The 22037-nt window shown below is 53.3% G+C and carries 21 protein-coding genes; 6 read left to right on the top strand and 15 right to left on the bottom strand.

Annotated elements, in window-relative coordinates; translation table 11 throughout:
- Positions 1 to 5: 5 nt before the first annotated feature.
- The 13 genes from ACOTX4_RS15875 to ACOTX4_RS15815 all read right to left on the bottom strand — a co-directional run bounded on the left by ACOTX4_RS15875 (position 6) and on the right by ACOTX4_RS15815 (position 13231).
- Entirely contained in the window at positions 6 to 785 is a 780-nt protein-coding gene (locus ACOTX4_RS15875; protein ID WP_022650121.1) for an MBL fold metallo-hydrolase, read from the bottom strand.
- A gap of 89 nt (positions 786 to 874) precedes the next feature.
- A complete protein-coding gene (locus ACOTX4_RS15870) occupies positions 875 to 2125 on the bottom strand; it encodes an HlyD family secretion protein (protein ID WP_022650120.1) in 1251 nt (416 codons plus the stop codon).
- Positions 2126 to 2131: 6 nt separating this feature from the next.
- Complete coding sequence (locus ACOTX4_RS15865) at positions 2132 to 2881, bottom strand: hypothetical protein (protein WP_045332981.1); 750 nt, start codon at positions 2879 to 2881, stop codon at positions 2132 to 2134.
- Positions 2878 to 4974, bottom strand: coding sequence for a peptidase domain-containing ABC transporter (locus tag ACOTX4_RS15860; RefSeq protein WP_045332982.1), 2097 nt, complete (start codon positions 4972 to 4974; stop codon positions 2878 to 2880). The genes ACOTX4_RS15865 and ACOTX4_RS15860 overlap by 4 nt, the downstream gene beginning before the upstream one ends.
- 67 nt (positions 4975 to 5041) lie before the next feature.
- Positions 5042 to 5227, bottom strand: coding sequence for a hypothetical protein (locus ACOTX4_RS15855; RefSeq protein WP_001196016.1), 186 nt, complete (start codon positions 5225 to 5227; stop codon positions 5042 to 5044).
- 23 nt (positions 5228 to 5250) lie between these two features.
- Positions 5251 to 5445: a hypothetical protein gene (locus tag ACOTX4_RS15850; RefSeq protein ID WP_022646586.1), complete on the bottom strand. Its 195-nt coding sequence runs from the start codon at positions 5443 to 5445 to the stop codon at positions 5251 to 5253.
- 73 nt (positions 5446 to 5518) lie between these two features.
- Positions 5519 to 6172, bottom strand: coding sequence for a hypothetical protein (locus ACOTX4_RS15845; protein ID WP_006812468.1), 654 nt, complete (start codon positions 6170 to 6172; stop codon positions 5519 to 5521).
- A gap of 6 nt (positions 6173 to 6178) precedes the next feature.
- Complete coding sequence (locus tag ACOTX4_RS15840; protein WP_045332983.1) at positions 6179 to 7777, bottom strand: hypothetical protein; 1599 nt, start codon at positions 7775 to 7777, stop codon at positions 6179 to 6181.
- Positions 7755 to 10349, bottom strand: coding sequence for a CS1-pili formation C-terminal domain-containing protein (locus ACOTX4_RS15835; protein ID WP_421635399.1), 2595 nt, complete (start codon positions 10347 to 10349; stop codon positions 7755 to 7757). The genes ACOTX4_RS15840 and ACOTX4_RS15835 overlap by 23 nt, the downstream gene beginning before the upstream one ends.
- Positions 10350 to 10355: 6 nt before the next feature.
- Positions 10356 to 11033: a hypothetical protein gene (locus tag ACOTX4_RS15830; RefSeq protein WP_022650117.1), complete on the bottom strand. Its 678-nt coding sequence runs from the start codon at positions 11031 to 11033 to the stop codon at positions 10356 to 10358.
- A 45-nt stretch (positions 11034 to 11078) separates the two neighbouring features.
- Positions 11079 to 11702, bottom strand: a complete 624-nt coding sequence (locus ACOTX4_RS15825) for a common pilus major fimbrillin subunit EcpA (RefSeq protein WP_003860995.1) — start codon at positions 11700 to 11702, stop codon at positions 11079 to 11081.
- A 227-nt stretch (positions 11703 to 11929) separates the two neighbouring features.
- The gene (locus ACOTX4_RS15820) at positions 11930 to 12400 is read right to left on the bottom strand and encodes a hypothetical protein (RefSeq protein ID WP_003860998.1); all 471 of its coding nucleotides are present in this window, start codon (positions 12398 to 12400) and stop codon (positions 11930 to 11932) included.
- A gap of 18 nt (positions 12401 to 12418) precedes the next feature.
- Positions 12419 to 13231: a winged helix-turn-helix domain-containing protein gene (locus ACOTX4_RS15815; protein WP_022650116.1), complete on the bottom strand. Its 813-nt coding sequence runs from the start codon at positions 13229 to 13231 to the stop codon at positions 12419 to 12421.
- A 374-nt stretch (positions 13232 to 13605) separates the two neighbouring features.
- On the opposite strand from ACOTX4_RS15815, the gene ACOTX4_RS15810 reads away from it, so the two are divergent.
- From ACOTX4_RS15810 to ACOTX4_RS15795, 4 genes are read left to right on the top strand one after another with little or no spacing between them, the layout of a single operon-like run.
- On the top strand, positions 13606 to 14190 hold the full coding sequence (locus ACOTX4_RS15810; RefSeq protein WP_022646579.1) for a fimbrial protein: 585 nt from the start codon (positions 13606 to 13608) through the stop codon (positions 14188 to 14190).
- Between the two features lie 52 nt (positions 14191 to 14242).
- Positions 14243 to 14935, top strand: a complete 693-nt coding sequence (locus ACOTX4_RS15805) for a fimbrial biogenesis chaperone (protein ID WP_001223973.1) — start codon at positions 14243 to 14245, stop codon at positions 14933 to 14935.
- Positions 14936 to 14950: 15 nt separating this feature from the next.
- A complete protein-coding gene (locus tag ACOTX4_RS15800) occupies positions 14951 to 17443 on the top strand; it encodes a fimbria/pilus outer membrane usher protein (protein ID WP_023315107.1) in 2493 nt (830 codons plus the stop codon).
- A 15-nt stretch (positions 17444 to 17458) separates the two neighbouring features.
- A complete protein-coding gene (locus tag ACOTX4_RS15795; RefSeq protein WP_022650114.1) occupies positions 17459 to 18523 on the top strand; it encodes a fimbrial protein in 1065 nt (354 codons plus the stop codon).
- Positions 18524 to 18529: 6 nt separating this feature from the next.
- Here the strand turns inward: ACOTX4_RS15795 and ACOTX4_RS15790 are convergent, their stop codons facing one another.
- A complete protein-coding gene (locus tag ACOTX4_RS15790) occupies positions 18530 to 19165 on the bottom strand; it encodes a LuxR C-terminal-related transcriptional regulator (protein WP_045332986.1) in 636 nt (211 codons plus the stop codon).
- A gap of 570 nt (positions 19166 to 19735) precedes the next feature.
- Here ACOTX4_RS15790 and ACOTX4_RS15785 point away from each other — a divergent pair.
- On the top strand, positions 19736 to 20356 hold the full coding sequence (locus ACOTX4_RS15785) for a LuxR C-terminal-related transcriptional regulator (RefSeq protein ID WP_015570093.1): 621 nt from the start codon (positions 19736 to 19738) through the stop codon (positions 20354 to 20356).
- Between the two features lie 76 nt (positions 20357 to 20432).
- The gene (locus ACOTX4_RS15780; protein ID WP_045332987.1) at positions 20433 to 21113 is read left to right on the top strand and encodes an EAL domain-containing protein; all 681 of its coding nucleotides are present in this window, start codon (positions 20433 to 20435) and stop codon (positions 21111 to 21113) included.
- A 33-nt stretch (positions 21114 to 21146) separates the two neighbouring features.
- Here ACOTX4_RS15780 and nlpA read toward each other — a convergent pair whose 3' ends face one another.
- Positions 21147 to 21947 (bottom strand): lipoprotein NlpA, encoded by an 801-nt coding sequence (nlpA, locus tag ACOTX4_RS15775; protein WP_023323935.1) that lies wholly within the window; start codon positions 21945 to 21947, stop codon positions 21147 to 21149.
- Positions 21948 to 22037: the final 90 nt, after the last annotated feature.

Below are 22037 nucleotides of genomic sequence, written 5' to 3'. Positions count from 1 at the left end.
AACACTCAGAATATAACGGTTTCGCCGTCCTGAGGAATGCTCACCGCGTCACTTATCTCGTTGGCGTCAACATACTCGCGCAGCGCGCGGCGGGTCAGCAGGCAGTGGTTGATAGCTTCCATATGGGTCGCCACGATTTTCGCCTGCGGCAGCAGGAAATGCACGTTAAGCAGATCTTCTTCCCCCATGATAATCGGCCCAAACCCAATGACATGAGCGTAACCGGCGTTGAGCACGACGATATCCGGCTGGTGCTTTTGCAGATCGGCCGCCACCGCATCGCGCCAGATGGTATCCCCTGCGATATAAAGCGTCTTCTCATCGGGATGACGGAACACCACGCCGCAGGCTTCCCCCAGAAACTCTGCCAGCTCCGGCACGGCGTAAGCGCGGTCAGTACCGTGCTGGCCGCCGTGGGTTTTCACTATCCGGATATCGCCGTATGTTGTTTCCCCGGTCATGATCGTCAGGTTGGTAAATCCCTGGCTGCGCAGCAGCGCGGCATCGCTATCATTTTGCACGTAGATCGGCTTGCCTTTGGCGATCAGCTCAACGGCGTACTGATCCCAGTGATCGGCATGGGTATGGGTGACGATCACCGCGTCAGCATCCAGAAGCGTTTGAACGTCAACGGGAAGCTCGACCATCGGGTTGCGAATATCAGCCCGCGCCGTGCCGGGAAAACCCGGATAAGTGCCTTTTGGCGCCAGCATTGGGTCGATTAAAAAGCGTTTTCCCGCGTAAGTGATCAGTTGGGTGGCATTGCGAATTTGCGTAATGTTCATGGGCTATCCTCCGGTTGGTATGAGAAGGAGAATAGCCCCAGGGTGCCGTTAAGAATGTGGGCCAAAGGGCGATGATCGATGAAATCGGGTCAATCGATAAACCGCTTGCGCACCCTTTCCAGCGGGGCAATCAGCAGATTGATAAGCGGCTTACGATCGATAACGATATCGGCGTTCACCGTCATCCCGCCCATCAGCATGCGCTTTTTCTTGTCCGGGTCGGTAAACCAGGAGGGGACGCGCACTTTAGCCAGGTAGTAGTTCTGCCCTTCCTGGAGCGGGATCAGCGCCGAATGGGCATCAATGTTTACCTCATAGAAATCGGACAGCGTCGCCTCCACCGAACCGTATTTGTCCACGGGCCAGGAGTCGAAGCGCAGCTTAACCTTATCGCCTTTCGCCACGCGCCCCACCCCCGTTGCCGGAACATACAGGTACCCCTCCATCGTCGCCGCGGTATTTTTACGGATCACCACCACCACCTCGCTATTTTGCGTAATGGCCCGGCCAGGCGGGAAGTTAATCGCCACCACGTAACCATCGGAAGGGGCCAGCATCGCCATGGTGGAACTTCCCCGGCTGGACAGGTTGCGATCGATTTCGCTGATGCGGTTTTTCACATACAGCTGCTCTTCGCTCAGAGAGTCAATTTGCGACTGGGTGCTGTCGGTCAGGCTGGTTTTGCGTGCCTCAAGCTCAAGAATAGTGCTCTCCTCCAGCGTCAGGTTGAGCTGCGCATTGAGCACATCATTGTGGCTTTTATCGAGATCCACTCTGGAGACATAGCCCTTCCCGGAGACGGATTTCCACGCCTCGTAGGTGTCGGTGCTGTTTTTTAACAGCGCGCGCAGCTTCTTCACCTTATCGCGGGAAACGGCGATCTGCTTGTCGGTGAGAGCCAGCTGCTGCGCCAGATTTTTGCGATACGACGCAATCGAGTCCTCAATGGCCTGAATGCGCTGCTCGCTGCGCTTCTTCTCCGCTTCCATCTGCTGGCGGTCAAACTGCACCACCGAGCCCTGCTTGCCGCCATAGTCCTGCGACACGGTGAACAGCGGATCGTTTTCCTTCACGTACTGACCGGGCCGGACGGCAAAATCGACAAGGGTACCGGACTCTCTGGCGCGGACTTCCACATCGCCCTGCGCCGGGATCAACACCCCGCGTGCCAGCGTGGTTTCCGAAAAATTAAAGACAATCGCAAAGACCAGCAGGCAGAGAAAAAAGGCGATGAACAAGGTCAGCACGGCTTTCAGCCGTGGCGCGTTGATGTGATAGCTTTTTGAGAAGTGATGCGGGATCAGCGCCCGCCGCTGTCCGCTTCGGTTTTTTAATTTCACGATATGTCATCCATGATAAATCACTGAAAGATCATCCCATGCACTCCAGAGCGTGGGGGTTTTGCGCAGCGCGTTCAGCGTGTCGGCGGCGGCCTGACGGTAATCCTCCGGCGCATACGCCTGACTCTCCAGCCCAAACTCCGCCGCGTGCAGCGAACAGATCGGCAGCAGCGTTCGGACGCTGTAGCCATAGCGCGATAAAAACCGCGTTGAGACGTCCGTTAACCACGCCTTTTGATCCCCTGCCTGGGTGGAGAACAGCGGCGCATCCGGCAGGCGTTCGTCCATCAGCAGCACCGTCACCAGGCGGTGAGGGGCGAAAAACGAGCTGGCGCGTCGGCCTTCGTGCGCGGCCATCAGCTTATGCAGCGCAGGGTGACGGGTAATAAACTGAAAGCGCACATCGGCTGGCGCAGTGGCGAGCAGCGCATCCACGATCAGACCAAAGCCCGCCCAGCGCATGCCCAGTAGCAGGGTGCGAGATGAACTGTAAAATGCCTGCTCCCGCGTCCACTGCGCCACGTACCCGTGCAGATCAAAACGAACGTTGCGCGCCCAAAGCGCGGGCGGGAAGATCTGCTCCACGAAGTTAAACCCGCTCAGCTCATGCGCATTCTGATGCAGAAAATCAGCCGGAACATCGGCCTCCGGGCAGCGCATAAACTGGCTGTAGTTTTGCGTGATCCGGTTTGCCAGCAGCGTGCGCCCGGCCTGGCGCGCGCAGAGTCGCGCATAGAGACGCGGCAAAAGCATCATTGCTCACTCTCCCGCAGGGTGCCGTTTTCCATGGTATAGAGACGCCCCTGACAGCCCACCACGTCCGGCGAGTGGGTGACAAACACCAGGCCAATCCCCAGGCTACGCAGGTTCGCCAGCACTTTCTGCGCGGTCGTTTTATCCAGGTTCGCCGTCACTTCGTCACAGAGCAGAAGCTTAGGCTGGCTGTACAGGGCGCGCGCCAGAACCAGACGCTGCATCTCCCCGGCAGAGAAAAAGGTGTTCCCCGGCAGCATCTCCGTTTCGTAGCCGTGCGGCAGCCGGGCGACGACGTGGTCCACCTCCGCCAGCCGACACGCGGCAATGACCTGCTCTTTATCCGGTGCGCTGTCAAAGCAGGCGATGTTGTCCAGAATCGAGCCGGTGAAGAGAATATCGTCCGCATGGACGATGCGGATGTGCTGACGCAGCGAGGAAAGATCGCACTCCTCAATGGGGATCTTATTGATCCGCAGCGTGCCAGACGATGCCAGCAGCATGCCGGAGATCAGACGCAGCAGCGTGGTTTTTCCCGACCCGCTCTGGCCCACAATCACCGCTTCTTCGCCCTGCTTCAGGGTCATGTTGATATGCTGTAGCGTGGCCTCCCGGCCAGGATAGGCAAATGAGACATCCTCAAATTGCAGACAGACCGGCGAGGTGACAATCCGCTTCCCAAACTGGCTGGTTTCAGAGGGGGCAAACAGCAGGTCGCCCACGCGATCCAGCGGCCCCTTGAGAGCATTTTTGTCCAGCAGCTTCTGCGCCACCTGCACCATGGCATCGGAAAAATAGCGCTTATAGCTGATATAGGCGTAAAGCATCCCGATGCTCATCTGCCCTTCCAGGATCAGCCACGCGCCAAAGCAGACCACCAGCAGCTGCTCGGCATTGATCACCAGCAGCGAAGCCACGTCAAAGCGGGCCAGTAGCCGCTCTTTACGCATCAGCCCGGCGATGTGCTCGCGCTGGGATTTGTCCATCACCGCATCCCGGGCCTGCTCCATGTTGTTCGCTTTGAGCGTTATGATCCCTTTCTGCGTCTCCACCAGCAGAGACTCATACTGGGCGGTGCGCTCGATGGAGTCATCCACCGCGCGTTGATAGGGGCCGATCAGCGAAAAGCGGATCAGAAAAAACACGCCCATCAGCAGCATTGTCAGCAGCGCAATTTTGACGTTATACAGCAGCATAAACAGCAGGCTGGTGACGGCGATCAGGCTGGAAAAGAGAATTTGCACGTAACCATTGCTGATGAACTCCGCGCAGGCGTGGAGCGATTTCTCAATAGCCAGCACGATGCCCGGCGGGCGCGAGCGGAACCAGCTGGTCTGGGTGCGCAGCATGTAGTGGCGCACGGACTGGCTTAAATCGTCATAGGCAATGTTACGCATCAGGATCTCAAGCAGCTGCTTGAGGAATTTACCGATGACTTCAAAGATAAAGACGATAGCGAAGATCGCGGTGAGCAGGATCACCAGATCGCTGTCGCTGCGGGAAATGGCCTCATCCATAATCAGCTGCACGTAGGTGGGGCTTGCCAGCATGGTGATGAGAGTAAAAATACAGAGCACAAACAGCAGCAGCTGGCGCTGGAACAGGCTCGGAGATTTATTGGCTAAACGGCCAAGCGTGAGCGTTTCATCCGGGGATTTCTTTTCGAAGCACGGCGTGGGCTTAAGCTCAAGCACATACCCGGAAAAGAGTTTTTCCGCCTCTTTCAGACGGTAACGACGCACGCCGCTGGCCGGGTCGTGAACGGTCACGCTGCGGCTGTCGATCTTCACGATGACCACGAAATGGTTGCCGCGCCAGAAGGCGATGAGCGGCAGCTCAGACGTTTCTATTTCAGTGATTTCGCCTTTAAGCACCCGGCCAGACATATTTTTATCGCTGGCAAGGGTCATCAATTCCGCCATTGAGGTTCCCGCATCGGCGGAAACGGAAATCTCCCGGCGCAGCTGGCTGACGGAGACATGGTGGTCGTAGTGCCCCAACACCATCGCCAGGCAGGCCAGTCCACATTCGGTAAATTCATGCTGGCGAATAACAGGGGTCTTACCCTGTTTTTTATACTGAAAGAGCGAAAACATAATGATCCGTGGCTGAAATAAAAAAATGGCCCGGCAATGCGGGCCATGCGTACAACGTGCTTCTCGCTTAGGCGCTGAAGAAACCGCCGATGAAGCCGCCCACCAGGCCGAATACGCCGCCGATGGTGCCGCCCAGCGCGCCTAACATCTGGCTGCCCGCGTTATAGCCCGCGCTTGCGCCCTGAATAGCGGCAGCAAACGGATCCCAACCACCGATGATGGCCTGTGCTTTTTTGAAATCGATAACTTGCATGATACTTTTCCTGTTAACGTGAATTAGTTGTAGCTACCAACCAGCGCGCCCAGGAAGCCCATTGCGCCACCCAGAACTCCGCCAACCACACCGCCAACCATGCCCATGATGCTGGCGCCGGTGTCGTAACCCAGCTGTGCACCTTTAACCAGACCAGCGAACGGGTTTAACGCGCCGCCAATAATGTCTTTCGCTTCTACGAATGAAATCGCTTTCATTTTTATCTCCTGTAGTGATGGATCTTTAGCATGATGCTAAAGGCTAATTTCCTTTTATGAAGGAAAGCGGTTGCTACGGGCAGGTGGTCAGCGGAATGATTTTATTGCCATAAATAATCATCCGCCTTGCAGCCTGCCCGGCATTATCTATTTCCAGCCGTTGCCCCGGTGGAATATATTTTGAATTGTTGTATTGCGTACTGCACCCGACCGAGGAAACATATTTAAAATAGGTATTCCCGGTATTACTCACCACCCCGTTGCTAAACGCATAATCAAAATGTCGTGTCCATGGTCGGACAATCAAAATAGCCTCAAGCGAGACCACCACATCCGACTGGATGCGCTGGCCTTTGCGCGTGATCACCTTTGCCTGGAGCGGCGTCTCGGTGAATTTTACGCGATAGTATCGCTCTTTGTTGTCATGCGGGCCGGTATAATAAAATTTAAAACCCGCGCGTTCACCGCTCCCCAGCGTTAATTGCTTAGGCGAATACATGACTTCGCCGTCTTTTATTTCGGTTTCTTTTCCCTTCTCTTTAGGAACGTCTACCTGAATAAGCGACACGGTATAATTCTGACGCTCGCTGGTATCGTTTTTTATCGGCTGAAAAACAACTTCTCTTTCGGGAAGAAAATCAATATTCAGACTTTCGATAATTAAAGCATTTGCCCCTGTGGAAATGAAGCAATTTATTGCAAAAATAGCTAGGAATTTTCCAGTCATGGTTGATTAATTCCAGGATGCGCTAACATCTATTCTTCCCTGCGCGGTCACTTCACCAAACCAGCTATTTCCGTCATAGGTGGTTTTCGATACCGGATTATCCATAACGAACTGGAGGATCAGCGGTGTTTTCCAGACCCACATATCGGTCACGCCGGAACTCATTTTGTCCCACTCTTCCGCATGGGTGGCCGGCGCCGGGATCGACAGTACTTCGCCTTTACAGTTGTGCGCCATCAGCGTCTGGCTTTTCCCCACCAGCACGTTGCCCGGAATGGGAACCGTGAAGCCGTTGCCGCTAAAGGCGCAGTAGTCCACCCCATTCAGGCTTTGGGTAGGCCCGGTGACTTTTACCGTGACCGCAATCGCCGCATCTTTTTGCGCCCCGCTGTAGGTGATGGTGTAGGGGATCTCAATGGGCGCTTCGCCGATAATGCCTTTCCCTGAGCCGCCCAGACCGTCAGGATCGAGGGTGTAATCCGGGTTGTCTGGCACAATTTCCAGCCCGGGTTCGATCGGGTTAATCACCAGGCCGCCCCCCGGCTGGAAGCAGAAATCCGCCGCCAGCGAGCTGTTGCCGGGCGTCAGACACAGGCTGACGATATTGCCAATGTTGCTGCCGTCCCCCGCCTGCGCCACACTCAGAATTAACGCTTTCGGCAAAAAGATTTTAAGGTACGCTTTGCCGCCGTTTTTCTGCGGCGCTGCAAGGAAGGTGTTCGCCAGGACACGCGTATCGCTCAGGATACCGCCGGAGATACTATACCAGGTGTTTTCATCGAAGGTCAGCTCGGCGGCAAGCCCGGTGCCGCCGCTCATGTGCGATTGCAGCACGCTGTTGACGCGGGAAGAGGTGAGCGCCAGCCCTCCGTTGTAACCGGAGATATCTTCCCCAACAAATGTGTATTCGAGCAGGTCGCACAGGACGCCAGAGACCGTGTTACGGGTGTACTTGGTGCAGGTGGCCCCCGTTGATCCATCGACAATCGTCACCTCGCCGCTGATCGGGTCAATACCCAGGTTAAGCGCTCTGGAGTTGGTCATGGTCAGCGTGCCCACCTTGTGAAGCGTATTGGTGGTGGTCACTTTGTTGATGGAGCTGATTTGCGGCGTGGAGGTGATGGTCACTTCATCCCCTGGCGCGGCGTTGAGCAAATAGTTAAAGAACGGATCGCCCAGTACCCAGCGCCCGTATGACGTGCCGGGCTCCATCACCGGCGGCTTAACTACCATCGACGTGTCGGTATAGCTGGTCGTCGGGGTGTACCCCGTGTTGCCGCAGGACGAGGAACACGCCGTCCCTTTAAAGAACGGAGAAGCGCTGGAACCGGTCACCGAAAAGTCGATAGTTAACGCGCTGCCTGCCGGGCCGTTGAAGCTGTTGTCCGGGATGTAAGTGGCGATACCGTTATTCGTTTTCGCACTCAGGGTCGGCCACTCGCGCGAACCGTGTAAAAACGCGGTCGACGTGCTGTTCAGACTAAACAGCCCTGCGCTGTTTCCCGTACCGTTATTGTCCGGGTTATTAATGGCGAAATAGGGCAGCTCCTGCGCCTGGGCCGCCGCGCTCATCAGCAGTAAATTAAGAGCGAATATCTTTTTCATCGTCACGTTCCTGCGTTCCTTTTGCTTCCTGCCAGACGAAATCGCCTTTGTCGCAGGAGATGTCCCCAAGCCACAGCGCACCGCGGTTAGACTCGATGTCCAGGCGCACTTCGCAGACGCTGTCGTCCGGCGTGGCGATACTCAGGACAGGGTTGTTCTTATCAACGTCGATCACGAAGCGTCCGTCGTTTTCCGTCCGGGTCAGCCCGACGTGGTTTTTGATCTGCATGGCGCCAATCGGGGCCCCGTTTGCATCCACAAGACGACCAAACAGAGTGACGATTTTCTTCACCTGCGGCTTCATCACCACGGTATTGCCCGGATAAACCGTGATATGGCGACGCGCATTCGCGCCAATCTCATAGCTTTCCGTACCGGTTTCACTGTTCATCACTTCCAGGTCATAAGCCTGGTATGCCGGCAGCGACAGCCAGGTCTTATCCCCTTTGATGCGTTCTGCCCGGCCGTTAAGCTTCAGGGTCAGCGCTTCATCAGATTTGAGACCGGTACTGACAATCACCCCTGCGCTTTCGGTGCCTTTCCCGGCGGCGATGGCCTCTTTGGACCAGCCCACGCTGCCGTCACTGGTCAGCGTGGAGTTCCAGCCTTTACTCATGCCGCTCTGGACGCTGAGGATGTTGCTGTTCCACGGCGTGTCGAAGTTCACGCTGCCGCCGCCGCTTACGCTGCGATCCTGGCGGCTGTTAAAGGCTTTCGAGACGTTGGCGGTAGCCGATTTCAGGTAATCGCCTTCAAACTGGCGGCTGGCGCTGACGTTCAGCGCCGTGCCGGTATCGCGATTGTGGGAAACGCCAACCGACACGGTATTGCCGAGCGGTATAGCGAAATCGAGCATCACGTAACGATCTTTCTCTTCGTAATACCCGTCGTATTTGTTGCGCGACATTCCCACCCGCAGGCGCGCCGTACCGTAGCGACCGGCGTATAACCCCTGGGAGTAGTCCAGCTGATAGCGTTTATAGCGATAGAGGTCGTCCTCCTGGCGCATCAGGCTCAGGTTGCCCGCCGAGGGCAGACCGAACGACGGCAGGCTAAAGGAGGTGCCCCAGGTATTGCCCTTGCTCTCATAGATATCCAGGAACTTGCCACTGGAGAGCTGTTCATGGGAGTACCACACCGAGCCGATCTGCCACGGCAGGCTGAGATTCGCCCCATAGTTGGCGCGATAGGTTCCGTCGGAGGCGGCCATGGTCTGGGTATTCACCGAGAAATAGCCCGTCAGGTTCAGGGAGGCCCACAGCTCGCTGACGATGTGTTCCCGCATCATGTAGGTGGAGGCGTTCCAGTCGACCATCCCGCTGCGCTTGCTGAACGAGGCTCCCACCAGCGACATGGTGTCTTTATGTTTGGTGTCGTAATCGTAGTAGTAGGTGTTGTCCTGCTCGTTTTTGCGTTTCGCGTATTTTTTATAATTGACGACGGATTTATCGCGGCTATACATCCCGCCCCACATCTGCCAGCGCAGCGTTTCCGACACGTTGCTGGAGAACGGCTTATTTACGGTGTACATGTTACGCGACACGGTGCGGCTTCCGCTCACCACCTCAACTTCGATGCTGTAGATCCCGTAGGGCAGGCTGCTGGTGTCAATTTCATGGTTGCCGACGTCAAAGCGCTGAATGCCGATAAGCTGCCCGTCACGACGAATACGGGCCTCGCCCGCCGTGGGGAAATAGACCACCACCGGCGTCAGAGAGAGCGTGTTATCGCGTTTGCGGGAGTTGGCCTGGTTGCCCATGGAAACGCCGTAGACTTCACCGCCGGAAATCCCGCTGACGCTCGCCAGAGACTGCATCGCCCAGCCGTTCAGCATGCCTGCGGCGTAGCGCATCCCCTGATAGTCGCGCTCCCACATAACCGCATTCATCTGGGTATCGCTGCTGCTCTCGTTGACGTAGCCAGAGCCGTCGATCAGCACATGATCGACGCCCATTGAGATCCAGTTTCTCGCGTTCAGATAGCCCGACGACCAGCTGTCACCGTAGCCGCTCTCGGTGTGATACGCCCCGAGGTTGTAGGAGAACGTGCCGCTCAGGTCGTCAGACTCCGGCGCATCAATGTCCACCTCACGCGGGCGAATATTCACCCCGTAGTCGCTCTGCGACAGATTCAGCAACAGGCGCATTTTTTTCTGATCCAGCTCGAACGCGGACCCCGTACTTACCGGAATGCGCATCTGGTCATCAAACTGCTTATCGTTAATGCTCTGCAATAACGTTCTCATCTCTTTTGACAGACGAATGCCGTTATCAGACTCCTGAACCTGAACGTCCCTCAGCCCCAGCTTCAGACCTTTTGCAAAGAGCGTCACGTCACCGATACGAACATATTCGCTCGCCGTGCCTTCGTGGTTCCCTTGTTGTGCTGAGTGTGGACGCGTATTCACCAGATAGACGGGAATTTTGATCCCCTGCTCCAGCAGTGCATAAAGCGAGTCGGGAAAACGGTAATTAGCGATAACCACGGAGCTTGAGGCTGCATGCGCAAGCGCGGGCAGCGTGCCGGATGCGCAAGCCATCATCACCGGCAACACTAATTTATTTTTCACCATGCATCCTTACTTAACAGGAATGAACTGTTTCAGGTCCCATATTCCGAGATGAAAATGGTTATCCGTAACGTTGATATCCTCGATAGCGCGCGAGGTCTCTGGCATCAGGTAGAAGTTTTTGCTACACGGCGTGCCGGGGGATTCCGGATTCGGCTTCAGGCAGGTCCCGGTCGCATTGACGCGAAACGAGGTGTTCCCTTTATTGGTTATTTTTCCCGCCACATAGACGAAATCAATCTTCTTATCCCGGGGCTGAACCACCAGAATGGTGCTCACCACCGCGCGCGTCATCCCGGTGCCGTTTTTTGGCGAACCGCTGTCCACCTCTTCGCTTACCCCTTCATCCGTGAAGGTAATGCGGTAGTAACGCTCTTTGTTATCGGCGTTCCCGTGATAGTAAAATTTGACGATATTGCTGGTACCGGCGGGCATCACCATGCGCGTGGGCGTCAGCAACAGTTCGTCCACTTTCTCCGGATTAATGACGATCCCTTCATCCATTGGGCTGCTGATCCGCTGTGCGCGAACAGAAACAATACGCACGCTGTCTGCTTCGTTTTTTATTTCCTTGGCGGTGGAGTCAGCATCCGCAGAAATAATGGTGGTGACTTTTCCCACATTAATGGCCAGCGCGGAGGAAGAGATAAATAATAAAAATAAGAAGGCGGATTTGAGGTTAAACATGCTATTTCCCTAAACAGGGGCTTGCGCCCCTGGATCGATCAGGCCTTAGCCCCAGGTTGCGCGGAACGCAACAGACACGGTCCCTTCCCACAGGCTGTTGGTCAGGTCTTTGAACTCTTTCGCCGTACCGGCATTGTCCTGAGCGGAGTCAACGTAGAAGACGAATTTGTCCTGGCCGGTAATTTCGGTATCTGCCGCCGCGCCTGCGCTGGTGGTCAAGTTCCACAGGCCAGAAGAGACGCCGGTGTTAGAAGAGGAATCAACCAGCGTGGTCCATGCGGTTGATTTCGCCCCCACGGTGCCACCGATAGAGCCCAGGTCGTTACCGCCCCAACGCGCACCCACTTTCAGCTTGGTCGCTTCACCACCCACGCTGAACAGCGTGTTGTTTGAATCGTCGAGGATAGCTTCGAGTTTGAAGCTGGTCGCCGTAGAGTGATCGCCACGGATAGCCACATCAAACAGACCGGTGTCGGTGTTGAAAGATTTGGTGTTGGCGCTGTAAACAAAGTTCAGAGCACGCGTTGGCGTAACAACCAGATCGGATTCGCTGTCTTTGGTCGCGGTTGCCTGCCATGTGGCAGAAGCCGTCGTTTCTGCTGCATTAACTGCGCTCAGGGCAGAAACAGACAGCAGGGAGCCCAGAACGATAGCGTTCAGTTTGTTCATTTATTTAGTCCTTCAAAAAAGAATCCACGTGTATAAAAAGGGGAGCCCCTTTTTCGAGGCGGAGTATAGACAGCCGAAAAATAACGAGGCAATACAGAAAAATTCACTCGACGGAGAGCAACAATAAAAATATAAATAAATTTCTCGTATCTTATTGTTACGTATTGAGTAAATTACTCACTTTCCCGAGTAATAGATAAATATCGATTTTTTAATAAAGAGAAATATCAGGACGTCGGGACAGCCACACACATCATTACAGGCAACACCAGCCCCTTAATTAACCACGCATGTTTTTTTACGCTGGTAATATAGAAGAAGTTGATATTATCAAGTAACATTTCGTTTACAACGCCATCCGGCGCCGCATCATCTTCAGATTTATTCAGCTTTTTATCCTTAATATAAAAGATATTGCTTCCATCGACTTTTTCCACGCTGAGCGTGTAATTTCGGTCAATCAGGTAGCTTTTGCCCTCTTTCTTGAGCACGCCTTTATGAATAACCGTCACAACATCTTTGTTGTTAAACAGGAAAAGCGTGGTTAGCGACATATCGGTTGACTCACCCGTGGAATATGTTTTCCAGGAAATGGTATCTGACTGGCAGCCAAACCCCTCATCCTGCGTTCTGGTAAAATAGATCCATAACAACGCGATGACAGACAGCGCCAGTACGATACTGAACAGTACACTCATTTTAGTCCTTGACATATTTTAACTCCCGGTCAGGCTTCTGTAAGAAATGCAGTTCTTATAATCGTCGATACTGTCCTGCTGATAACAGATGGCCAGGAAATAATTTTCTATCTGCGACTTTTTAAACCTGGAATAGTAAGCATCTGCAACCTGATGTTGACAGTCGATATGTTGACTGGCGATGACCTCTTTTACGTGATTAAAGTAGTGCTGTCGCGGCTGATACATATTCTTATCGATCAGGTATACCGTACACCGGTCCACTTTACCGAGCAGATGCATATCAGAATCTTTCAGGCTCTCGGCATAGGAATCTCTTTGGTGCAACAGTAAAACAGCGGTGCCGATAACGGTAATCAGTAATAAGGTGCAGAGAGAAATAAAGAGTCTGTGCAGCGATATTAATTGTTTAGGCGGATCGGCATCTTTCTTATGCGCTAGCGTATCGAATGATTCAGAGGCAGATTGTTCACTAAGCGTTGAAACAACCGGCGGCCTGACCGTGTGGTGTTCAATATGCGCGGCAAGGCTAAATCCCTTGCCACGTATCGTTTTTATCAGTAAAGGGTCGCATCCTAATGTACGAAATGCTTTTCTGATTTCACTTATGGCAACATTCAGACTCACCGAAGAACCAGAGAAACCATGATCCTCCCAGACCTTCTTTATCAGGTCGTCTCTGTCGAGAGTTTTACCATTATTGATGATAAGTTCATAAAGCAGACGACCCGCCTGGTTAGATAACTTAATGGATGACTCTTCCTCTCCATTAATCATGATCATACCGGTGTCGACTTCATAAAGCATTGTAAGATCAATGAGATACTTCATATTATTATTACGCCATTGTTAAAATTATGTGCATTTGCCAGGCAATAATAAGTCTAAAGTTTGTGTGGTCAAGTCGCGTGATATTAATTGAGAGATGAATTCATAAAGCTTCATTAATTAACAATTATTAAATCATTAATAAAAATATTTGAATCAACGCATTTAGGTTAAAACATTAAAAAAAACTAACACACAAGATTATAATCTTAAACTTTAGAAATTGTTGGAATAATGTTTTGTTATGTACTTTTTTAGTGCAACATAATATCGTCAAAGCATTCTCCCGAGTCGCCATGCGTCTAGCCGGTACATCAGGGACATGTGTAGCCGATTAACATTCATTTTAAATAACACAAATCTTCATGGAGTTTATCATGTTCAAATCGATCATGACCGTATCACTGCTGGCCGCCGCTATTGCCTCTACCAGCGCAGTGGCCGCAGACAATTCGGCGGGTGGTATTATTAACTTTACCGGCGCTATTACCGATACAACCTGTACCATTAACGGCGGTAAAAGCGCAGACTTTACCGTTGCGCTTTCCCCTATTTCGGTAAAAGATGCGGGCACCACGGTTGGCCTGATCACTAAGAATAAAAAATCTATTGCGCTGACTTTCTCAGGTTGTTCACCAGCAGCCGGAACGACCGGCACCCCGCTGAAAGTGTATTTCTCCAGCGCGGATAATATTTCCACTGACGGTAAATACCTGCTGAATAACAGCGTGAACGAAAGCGATGCCAGCGTGGCACGTAATGTCGGTTTTGCGCTAGTGGAGCCAGGTTCGTCTACGCCAATTACCCTGAACCAGCCTTACACCACGGATATTATGGGTACAGCGACCGCGCCAGATTCCGAGACGCTGACGCTGGATGTTTATTATTATAAAACGAACGCCGCTGCCGCCACCGTGGGCGAGTTAAGCTCCAACGTAACGTATACCATTTCCTACCTGTAATAATGATTATTCAGGCTCTGTTTTCGCAGAGCCTGTATTTAAGGTTGCAATCATGCGCAAGGCAATTTTGCTGGCAGGCTTACTGCTAAGCACCGGTCACTCATGGGCCAATATTGTCATTAATGGCACCCGTGTCCTTTATCCTGAAAATAACAAAGAGGTGATCGTCCAGTTAATGAATACGGGCGATGCGCCCGCTCTGGTGCAATCCTGGATAGATGACGGTGATATTAATTCCACGCCGGAAACAGCCAATGTGCCGTTTTTGCTGTCGCCGCCAGTAATAAAGGTTAACGAACATAATGGCCAACAGCTTCGTATTAAAAAGCTGCCGTCCAGCTTGCCTGCGGATCGCGAATCCGTCTTTTTCCTGAATGTTCTCGACATTCCGCCCAGACCTGAAAATCTGCAAAATCAGAATACCGTTCAGCTGGCGATTAAATCCCGTATCAAACTTTTTTACCGGCCCGCTGCGCTGAAAGGCACGCTGGATGACGCTGTGGCGAAACTGACGCTCGCCGCCGAAGGCGATCGCTTTCGTATTACAAATAACAGTCCGTTCCATATTACGGTCGCCAATATTTCGCTGGGTAAAACGAAATTGCTCCAGGAGTCCCCTATGGTTTCCCCGTTTGGGCAGCTGACGGTCGCCGCAAAAAATACGGTTAAGCGCGGACAGACCTTCCAGCTGATGTATGTGGACGATCTTGGCGCGTATAAAACCCGGACTTTCACCAGTCAGTGATCGGAAAGACTCACCATGAAAATGAAACAAAACAGACTCTGTCTGCTGGCAGTCTGCACGCTTCTGCTTTCGCATAAATCAGGGGCCGTCTCGTTTGATCCCTCCCTGCTTGCTGGCGCATCCGGTGAGTCCGATCTGTCTCGCTTTTCCGAAAACAACGCCATGCCTGCCGGCAGTCAGGAGATGGATATCTACGTAAACGGCAGCTGGAAGGGACGTTATACCGTCATCTACGGCGAGCAGCGTGACGACATCCGCATTGCCTGGAAAGATGCCCGGTCGCTTGGCATCAACACCACGTCCGTGCCTGCGCCCGCCATTGCGCACGGGCAGGTTCAGCTGCGCGATCTGGTTCAGGGCGGTGAAGTCAAAACCGATACCAGCACTCTGAGTCTGGCGCTTACCGTTCCGCAGGCGGCCGTGCTGCGTACTGAAGAAGGTTACATTGCCCCCCAGTTCTGGGACGAGGGGATACCGGCGCTGATGCTCTCGTGGAACACGACCTGGTACAACACCCGCGCGAAAGGCGCTGCGAAAGACACAAATGATGATTTTTATGCCGGGCTGGATTCCGGCGCCAACCTGTTCGGCTGGCAGTTTCGCGACAGCAGCGCCTGGCGGAAAACGGCCAGCGGAGAGAGTAGCTGGCAGAATAATACCCGCTACCTGCGCCGTCCCCTGGCCTCGCTGAAATCCAACCTGACGCTGGGTGACTTTTATATTCCTGGCGATCTGTTTGATTCCCTGCGCGTGCGCGGCGTGTCGCTGGCGTCGGACATGAAGATGCGCCCAAATTCACAGCAGGGTTTTTCACCGGTGGTTCACGGCGTGGCACGGACGAACGCCCTGGTGAAAGTTATCCAGAATGGCAACGTGATCTATCAGGAGAATGTGCCGCCGGGCCAGTTTACCCTCGACAGCATTCAGCCTACCGGCTCCGCGGGCGATTTGCTGGTGGTGGTGCGTGAAGCGGACGGTTCACAGCAGTCCTTCACGGTGCCGTTTTCCGCCGTACCCGGGATGCTAAAAGAAGGGGTGAGTCAGTACAGCGTGGTGGCGGGTAAAGTGCATCAGAACACGCTCGATGCCGAACCCGCATTCATGCAGGCCACGCTGCGCTACGGGTTTAATAACCTCATCACCGGGTATACCGGGACGATTATTAGCGATAACTACCAGGCCGGGCTTGTCGGTACCGGGTGGAACCTTCCCTTTGGCGCGGTCTCGTTTGATGTCACCCACGCCAAAACCACCCTACAGGATCGCACCAGCAGCGGTCAGAGTTATCGCGTGTCGTACAGCAAATTTATCGATACCACCGCCACCAACTTCACCCTGGCGGCCTATCGCTATTCCACTAAAGGCTATTACAGCTTCAGCGACGCGCTCTATTCGCGCGAAGGGTATCAGCGCCTGAGAGCGCAGTACGACGACTATGAAGATCGGTTTGGCGTTGCGCCCGACATGTCGCTAAGCACCTGGGACGCCATGCGCGCGGCGCAGCCCAAGAATACCTTTACGCTTAACCTTAATCAGCGCCTGCTCAATAACTGGGGCACGGTGTTTGTCTCCGGCACACAGCGCGATTACTGGAACTCACAGCAAACCACGCGCGAATACCAGATGGGCTATTCCAACGCCATCGGCCGCGCCAGCTATACCCTGTCGGCCAGCCGGGTACGGAACAGGGACAGTGAAGAAGAGACGCGCCTTTACCTCTCCCTCAGCCTGCCGTTCTCGCTGTTTGATAATAATGCGTGGATCACCTCCAGCCTGACGGCCAGCGATTCGCATTACGAGCAGAGCAATATCAGCATGAGCGGGAACGCGCTGGAGTCGAACCGACTGAGCTACACCCTCTCCGGCAGTAATGCGCGGGGGGGGAAAAATGCGGCAAGCGTTAACGCCGCGTACCGTTCGAACTTCGCGACACTCGGTGGCTCTTACAGCGAATCCTCCGACTACCGCCAGACCGGGCTCAGCGGACGCGGCAGCCTGGTGGCCTACCCGTGGCACGTTCTCGCCTCAAACGAAACCGGCACAACCATGACTATCGTCGATGCGCCAAAGGCGGAGGGGCTGATGGTGAACGGCGATGAAAGCATTATGACGAACCGCGATGGCGTGGCGCTGGTGCCTTACGCCACCCCGTATCGCAAAAACGCCATTACGTTAACTGAAACTGAAAACAGCGCTGGCGCGGAAGTGATCGGCAATATGGCTAACGTGGCTCCTTACGACGGGGCGGTGAGCTATATCCGCTTTGAAACCGACAAGCGCCAGTCATGGGTACTTCATGCGACGCGCGCCGACGGCAAACCGCTGCCCTTTGGCACCGAAGTGCTGGATGAACATGGTGAATCTGTCGGGTATGTCGGACAGGCCAGCGTACTGTATATCCGTGCTGAACAGCCGCCACGCGCGCTCAACGTGCATCTCCGCGGCGGAAAGTGCGAAATCTCCTCCCCGGCCTGGGGGCTGAACAGCCCCTCATCGGTTTGCCATTAATTACGGATTATCAAAATGTTACGATCATTCATGTTCCTGCTCCTCACCAGCGTTAGCGGGATGAGCTATGCCACCTGCTCCGGCAGCAGCATCGTTTATGGCACACCGATTACCATTGATTTATCGGATAAGCTGAGCCCGGCCACGCCCACATGGACCGGCAGCTTCACCACCCAGTACAGCGGCTCGTTCAACTGTACGACGGGTAATAGCGAATTTTCTTACACGCCGATCCTCTCGACCGACAGCAAATACGCGACCATCCTCGGATTCAGCAACAACAAGTATATGGTGCGGGCGGAGATCACCAATCCCCCGGCCAATAAAACCCTGTCTGCCAGCGGTAGCCATACGGCGTCTGAGCTGAATACACCGTTTACGGTTCGCTTCACCCTCGTTAACCAGAGCGGCACCACCCTGACGGGGGATACGGCGAACATGAGCGACGTTCTGTTCGTCAGCGACATGAGCGGGTTATCTATCTGGGAAATCATCACCTGGCCAATCAATCAGGTCATCAAGATAGCGCAGTGGTTATTCAGCGGGTTCAAGTGGCCTTACGACAACCGCGATATGTTTGGTCAGCCGATGATCATCAAATACGCGCCAAAACTGACTACCTGTTCCTTTGATAATGCGGGGCTGACCGTGGCGCTGCCGACGCTCGGCATTCCCCAGCTCAGTGCATCCTCACAGCCGGGGCTGACGCCTTTTTCACTGAACATGAGCTGTCAGAACGTCGGGGTTAATGGCAATTCCGATCGGGCAATTGAGATGTTTCTGTCCAGCACGCAGCTGCTTTCGACCGACAGCTCGGTGCTGATCGACAGCAGCAGTAGCGCGGCGCAGGGCGTGGGGCTCCGCCTGATAAAACGTGACGCCCCGCAAACGCCGGTGACCTTCTCTACCTCGACCACCAGCCGTGGCAACGCCACAATGATCTTCAGCGTGGCGGCTGGCGCGGCGCTGGACGAACATTTCACCCTTCCGATGGCGGCGTACTATTACGTGTGGGCACCCGCCCAGGTGAGCCAGGGTAAGATCAATACATCGGCTACGCTGAATATTATCTACCCCTGATGTGGACTATTCCTCCATCTTTCCAACCGCCTGCACATACTTAATCAGTTCGCTGTGGTTGGAAAGATTCAGCTTTTTCATCGCATTATGCTTCTGCGTCGCAATAGTACTGACCGAACGGTTTCGATGACGGGCAATCTCCGTCGTTGAAAATCCTTCCACAATAAGATGAAGCACCTCCCACTCTCTGGCCGAGAGGATGGAGCGCGCCCGGGAGCCGGACCGCATTACCCGCCTGAGCCACGAAGAGATCGACGGTTTTTGCCCGTCCGCCATGAGCAACGCGGGTAATTCCTTTTTCAGTTCAGTCAATTCATCCTGCTGACTGATGGTTAATTCAAATTTCATCTCCAGAACTTTTTTTAACAGCCCGTAAGGCAGCTCGGGCACCAACAGAACACGCCTGACGTGATGGGTTTTACATAAAGATGTAAAACGGCTGCTGACCTCCGCACTCCACTCTTTATGATTAAGCAGATAATTAAATTCAGTGAAGAAAACATCCACGCTATTATCCGCCACCGCCGCCAGCGCCTGTTCTGTGGAATCGACCTGAGTAATGTTCAGTACGTAATCGGGTAAAAGATCCTGGAGCGCCCGGAATATTATCTCTTTAAATATATTTATTTTATAAAACACCATTACCCTTACGATACGTTCAGTATTATTCATGTCTTTTCTAAATTCTCGTGACCGGAGGAAAATGATAATAGTTTATGTACTCACCACTCACAACCTCTTCGCGCCAGGATTTTATCCTTCTCAGGCCCAAAAATCTGAACAAGGACATTAAATTTATAGAAAAAATTCTATTTTATTCTGCACGCCGTTTCCTCTCGCAGATTAAGCCCTGTCGATAATCCTGCCACGATCACAACTTTTCTCACAGAAACAGCAATAACCCACTGATAAAACAGTGTATCAACTCCATTAATCAACTACCTGACACTTAATATCCACTCCTTTACAGAATAAAAACCTGTCATGAATATTATAAGAAGATTAAAACAATTACATATACCATTAAAACCATTTTTCAATTTTATCTTCTTCTAATAATTGGCATCAGCTTTACTCGCCGGTTTGTATTGGCTTACATTGATGCCATCGCATCGCGTTATTTAAAAAAGTGCTCGCTATTCTTTTAATAAGAGAGTGCGAACCGCCATTTTCTCTTATATGGACTGTTTACTCAGCGAAAGGAGAATGCCAATGCAAAATAAAAAAACAATTCACGTTGCCGTTGTTGACAGCTGCGAATTCACGATGATTGGCCTGCAATCGCTTGGAAAGCGTGAGCCTGATGAAAAACACGACGTTATTTTCCATGGGTTTACCCATATCGAAGAACTTGCTATGAGTGAACAACTCTTTGATATCATCATTTATGATCCGTTGAATACGCGTCATTTCCGGGTGACGACAAATGACGACATTCTCTGCATTAAACAGAAACAAGTGACGGCGAAGATCTATATCTATTCGTTATCCGCCGGCTATTTGAAATTCAAACATGTTGATGGGGTCATCAGCAAAAGAGTCTCCCTGGGGGATATCAAAGCGCTGTGGCAAATACTGATGAGCCAGACGCCGCAAGAGTCTGGCCGTTACAACGTAGGCATGACGACCCGCTTACGCACCCCGGCGAGGCTGTCCAGCGAGGAGGCCAGCGTATTGCGCGGCTATTCCTGTAATCTCAAAACCAAGCAAATCGCCCGTCAGCTGGGGTGTAACGTCAGGCTGGTTTACTTTTATAAGAACAACGCCATGAACAAGCTTAAAGCCGTGCGTGGCCCCTCGTTTTACCAGAGCATTCGCTGGATCCTGAATTAAGAATTTGACCGTGTGTCGTTTGCCTTTTGTTCCCGTGTCCGCGGGAACCTTTTTTTCATTTCCTGAAGGCTGTTCCATGTATACCGTTCTTCCCTCTCCCCTGTTGCAACGTATCTCAGGGCTGCGCTTCCAGCCGCTTGTCGATCTTCATTCGGGCCAGGTGTTCGCGCATGAAGTTCTCGTGGAGATCCATAACGTCAATCTTGAGGTGCTGTTTGCCTCGCTGCCCTCGCGCAGCGCGCTGCAAATCTGCTTCTGGCAGGCCAACACCCTGTTACAGATACCCGCCCGGGACGCTTACTGGCTAAACCTTCCGGCAGAACACCTTCTCGACGAACGCGCTATCCGGTTGTTGCTGGCGTTACGCCATCAGCAGCGGTTAACGATTGAAATTCAGGATCCCCTGACCATCACACGGCTGAGCGAGGCTGAGCAACGTCGTTTTCATGCCACGCTTGTTCGGTTAAAAGAGGCGGGATGGCAAATCTGGCTGGACGATTTAACCCGGGAGTTGGCTGAGGCGTTCGCGCGGCTTGCGCTACCGCTGGATGGGGTAAAAATTGACCGTTCAGCACTGCGCGAGCGCGCGCCGCTTGCCCCGTTTGTGCAGGAGGTCAGGACAGGTATCGCGCAATCAATTCTTATCGAAGGCATCGAGAATTCGCGGGATCTGGCGCGCGCCCGCGCGTCCGGCGCACAGTCTGGCCAGGGTTTTCTGTGGCCCGAAAGCCGAACCGATGCCCGCGTAACGCTTTGACGGCCAGCGGAGCGCTGGCCTTTTTACCGGGGCTTACCAGCCCGGCACCGCGCCACCGTTAAAAAGGGTCTCTGCCGCTTTCGCCACTTCCGGCGACTGATAGGACTGGATAAATTCCTTCACGTTTTCAGCGTCTTTGTTGTCTTCACGCGTGACCACAATATTCACATAGGGTGAGTTTTTGTCTTCAATAAAGACGCTGTCGTGTACCGGAGACAGCCCCGTTTGCTGGAGATAGGTGGTACTGATGATGGCCACATCCACTTTCGGATCGTCCAGCACGCGCGGCAGCTGCGCCCCTTCCAGCTCCATAATCTGTAAGTTTTTCGGGTTCGCGGTAATATCCAGCGCCGTTGGCAGCAGGCCAACATCCGGTTTAAGGGTAATCAGCTTCTCTTTTTGCAGCAGCAACAGCGCGCGACCAAGGTTGGTGGGATCGTTTGGAATCGCAATGGTTGCGCCGTCCTTCAGCTCAGACACCGATTTAATCTTTCGGGAGTAACCCGCCATCGGGAAGACGAAGGTATTGGCCACGGCGACCAGCTTGTAATTGTGCGCCTTGTTATCTTCTGCAAGGAAAGGGCGATGCTGGAAGACGTTGGCGTCCAGTTCGCCCTGGTTGGTGGCATCGTTGGGTAGCAGCGAGCCGCTAAAGCCCACCAGCTCAACATCCAGACCGTATTTCTCCTTTGCCACCTTTTTGGCGACTTCCGCCACGTCCTGCTCAGCGCCATTGATTACGCCGACTTTAATGTGTCTGGCATCATTGCCGCCCTGGTCACAGCCCGCGAGCAGCAGGCCAGTCAGGAGAAGCACACCCATTCGAAGTTTCACGAGACAGTTCCTTTTGAAAGACGTTTTGAAGACTATATCGACAACGAGACGGCAGGCTAAAAAACGAAAAGGAATCAGTAAGACGGTTAA

It is taken from the genome of Enterobacter cloacae complex sp. IR5459, assembly GCF_049238005.1.
GTDB lineage: Bacteria > Pseudomonadota > Gammaproteobacteria > Enterobacterales > Enterobacteriaceae > Enterobacter > Enterobacter hormaechei_C.
Note: the sequence above shows the minus strand (reverse complement) of the source record. Positions and strands in the feature narration are given on the sequence as shown.

Excerpts from the sequence above, each read along its gene's own strand:
- ACOTX4_RS15875 (WP_022650121.1), bottom strand. The coding sequence starts at position 785 with ATGAACATTACGCAAATTCGCAATGCCACCCAACTGATCACTTACGCG.
- ACOTX4_RS15865 (WP_045332981.1), bottom strand. The coding sequence starts at position 2,881 with ATGATGCTTTTGCCGCGTCTCTATGCGCGACTCTGCGCGCGCCAGGCC.
- ACOTX4_RS15860 (WP_045332982.1), bottom strand. The coding sequence starts at position 4,974 with ATGTTTTCGCTCTTTCAGTATAAAAAACAGGGTAAGACCCCTGTTATT.
- ACOTX4_RS15855 (WP_001196016.1), bottom strand. The coding sequence starts at position 5,227 with ATGCAAGTTATCGATTTCAAAAAAGCACAGGCCATCATCGGTGGTTGG.
- ACOTX4_RS15850 (WP_022646586.1), bottom strand. The coding sequence starts at position 5,445 with ATGAAAGCGATTTCATTCGTAGAAGCGAAAGACATTATTGGCGGCGCG.
- ACOTX4_RS15845 (WP_006812468.1), bottom strand. The coding sequence starts at position 6,172 with ATGACTGGAAAATTCCTAGCTATTTTTGCAATAAATTGCTTCATTTCC.
- ACOTX4_RS15840 (WP_045332983.1), bottom strand. The coding sequence starts at position 7,777 with ATGAAAAAGATATTCGCTCTTAATTTACTGCTGATGAGCGCGGCGGCC.
- ACOTX4_RS15835 (WP_421635399.1), bottom strand. The coding sequence starts at position 10,349 with ATGGTGAAAAATAAATTAGTGTTGCCGGTGATGATGGCTTGCGCATCC.
- ACOTX4_RS15830 (WP_022650117.1), bottom strand. The coding sequence starts at position 11,033 with ATGTTTAACCTCAAATCCGCCTTCTTATTTTTATTATTTATCTCTTCC.
- ACOTX4_RS15825 (WP_003860995.1), bottom strand. The coding sequence starts at position 11,702 with ATGAACAAACTGAACGCTATCGTTCTGGGCTCCCTGCTGTCTGTTTCT.
- ACOTX4_RS15820 (WP_003860998.1), bottom strand. The coding sequence starts at position 12,400 with ATGAGTGTACTGTTCAGTATCGTACTGGCGCTGTCTGTCATCGCGTTG.
- ACOTX4_RS15815 (WP_022650116.1), bottom strand. The coding sequence starts at position 13,231 with ATGAAGTATCTCATTGATCTTACAATGCTTTATGAAGTCGACACCGGT.
- ACOTX4_RS15810 (WP_022646579.1), top strand. The coding sequence starts at position 13,606 with ATGTTCAAATCGATCATGACCGTATCACTGCTGGCCGCCGCTATTGCC.
- ACOTX4_RS15805 (WP_001223973.1), top strand. The coding sequence starts at position 14,243 with ATGCGCAAGGCAATTTTGCTGGCAGGCTTACTGCTAAGCACCGGTCAC.
- ACOTX4_RS15800 (WP_023315107.1), top strand. The coding sequence starts at position 14,951 with ATGAAAATGAAACAAAACAGACTCTGTCTGCTGGCAGTCTGCACGCTT.
- ACOTX4_RS15795 (WP_022650114.1), top strand. The coding sequence starts at position 17,459 with ATGTTACGATCATTCATGTTCCTGCTCCTCACCAGCGTTAGCGGGATG.
- ACOTX4_RS15790 (WP_045332986.1), bottom strand. The coding sequence starts at position 19,165 with ATGGTGTTTTATAAAATAAATATATTTAAAGAGATAATATTCCGGGCG.
- ACOTX4_RS15785 (WP_015570093.1), top strand. The coding sequence starts at position 19,736 with ATGCAAAATAAAAAAACAATTCACGTTGCCGTTGTTGACAGCTGCGAA.
- ACOTX4_RS15780 (WP_045332987.1), top strand. The coding sequence starts at position 20,433 with ATGTATACCGTTCTTCCCTCTCCCCTGTTGCAACGTATCTCAGGGCTG.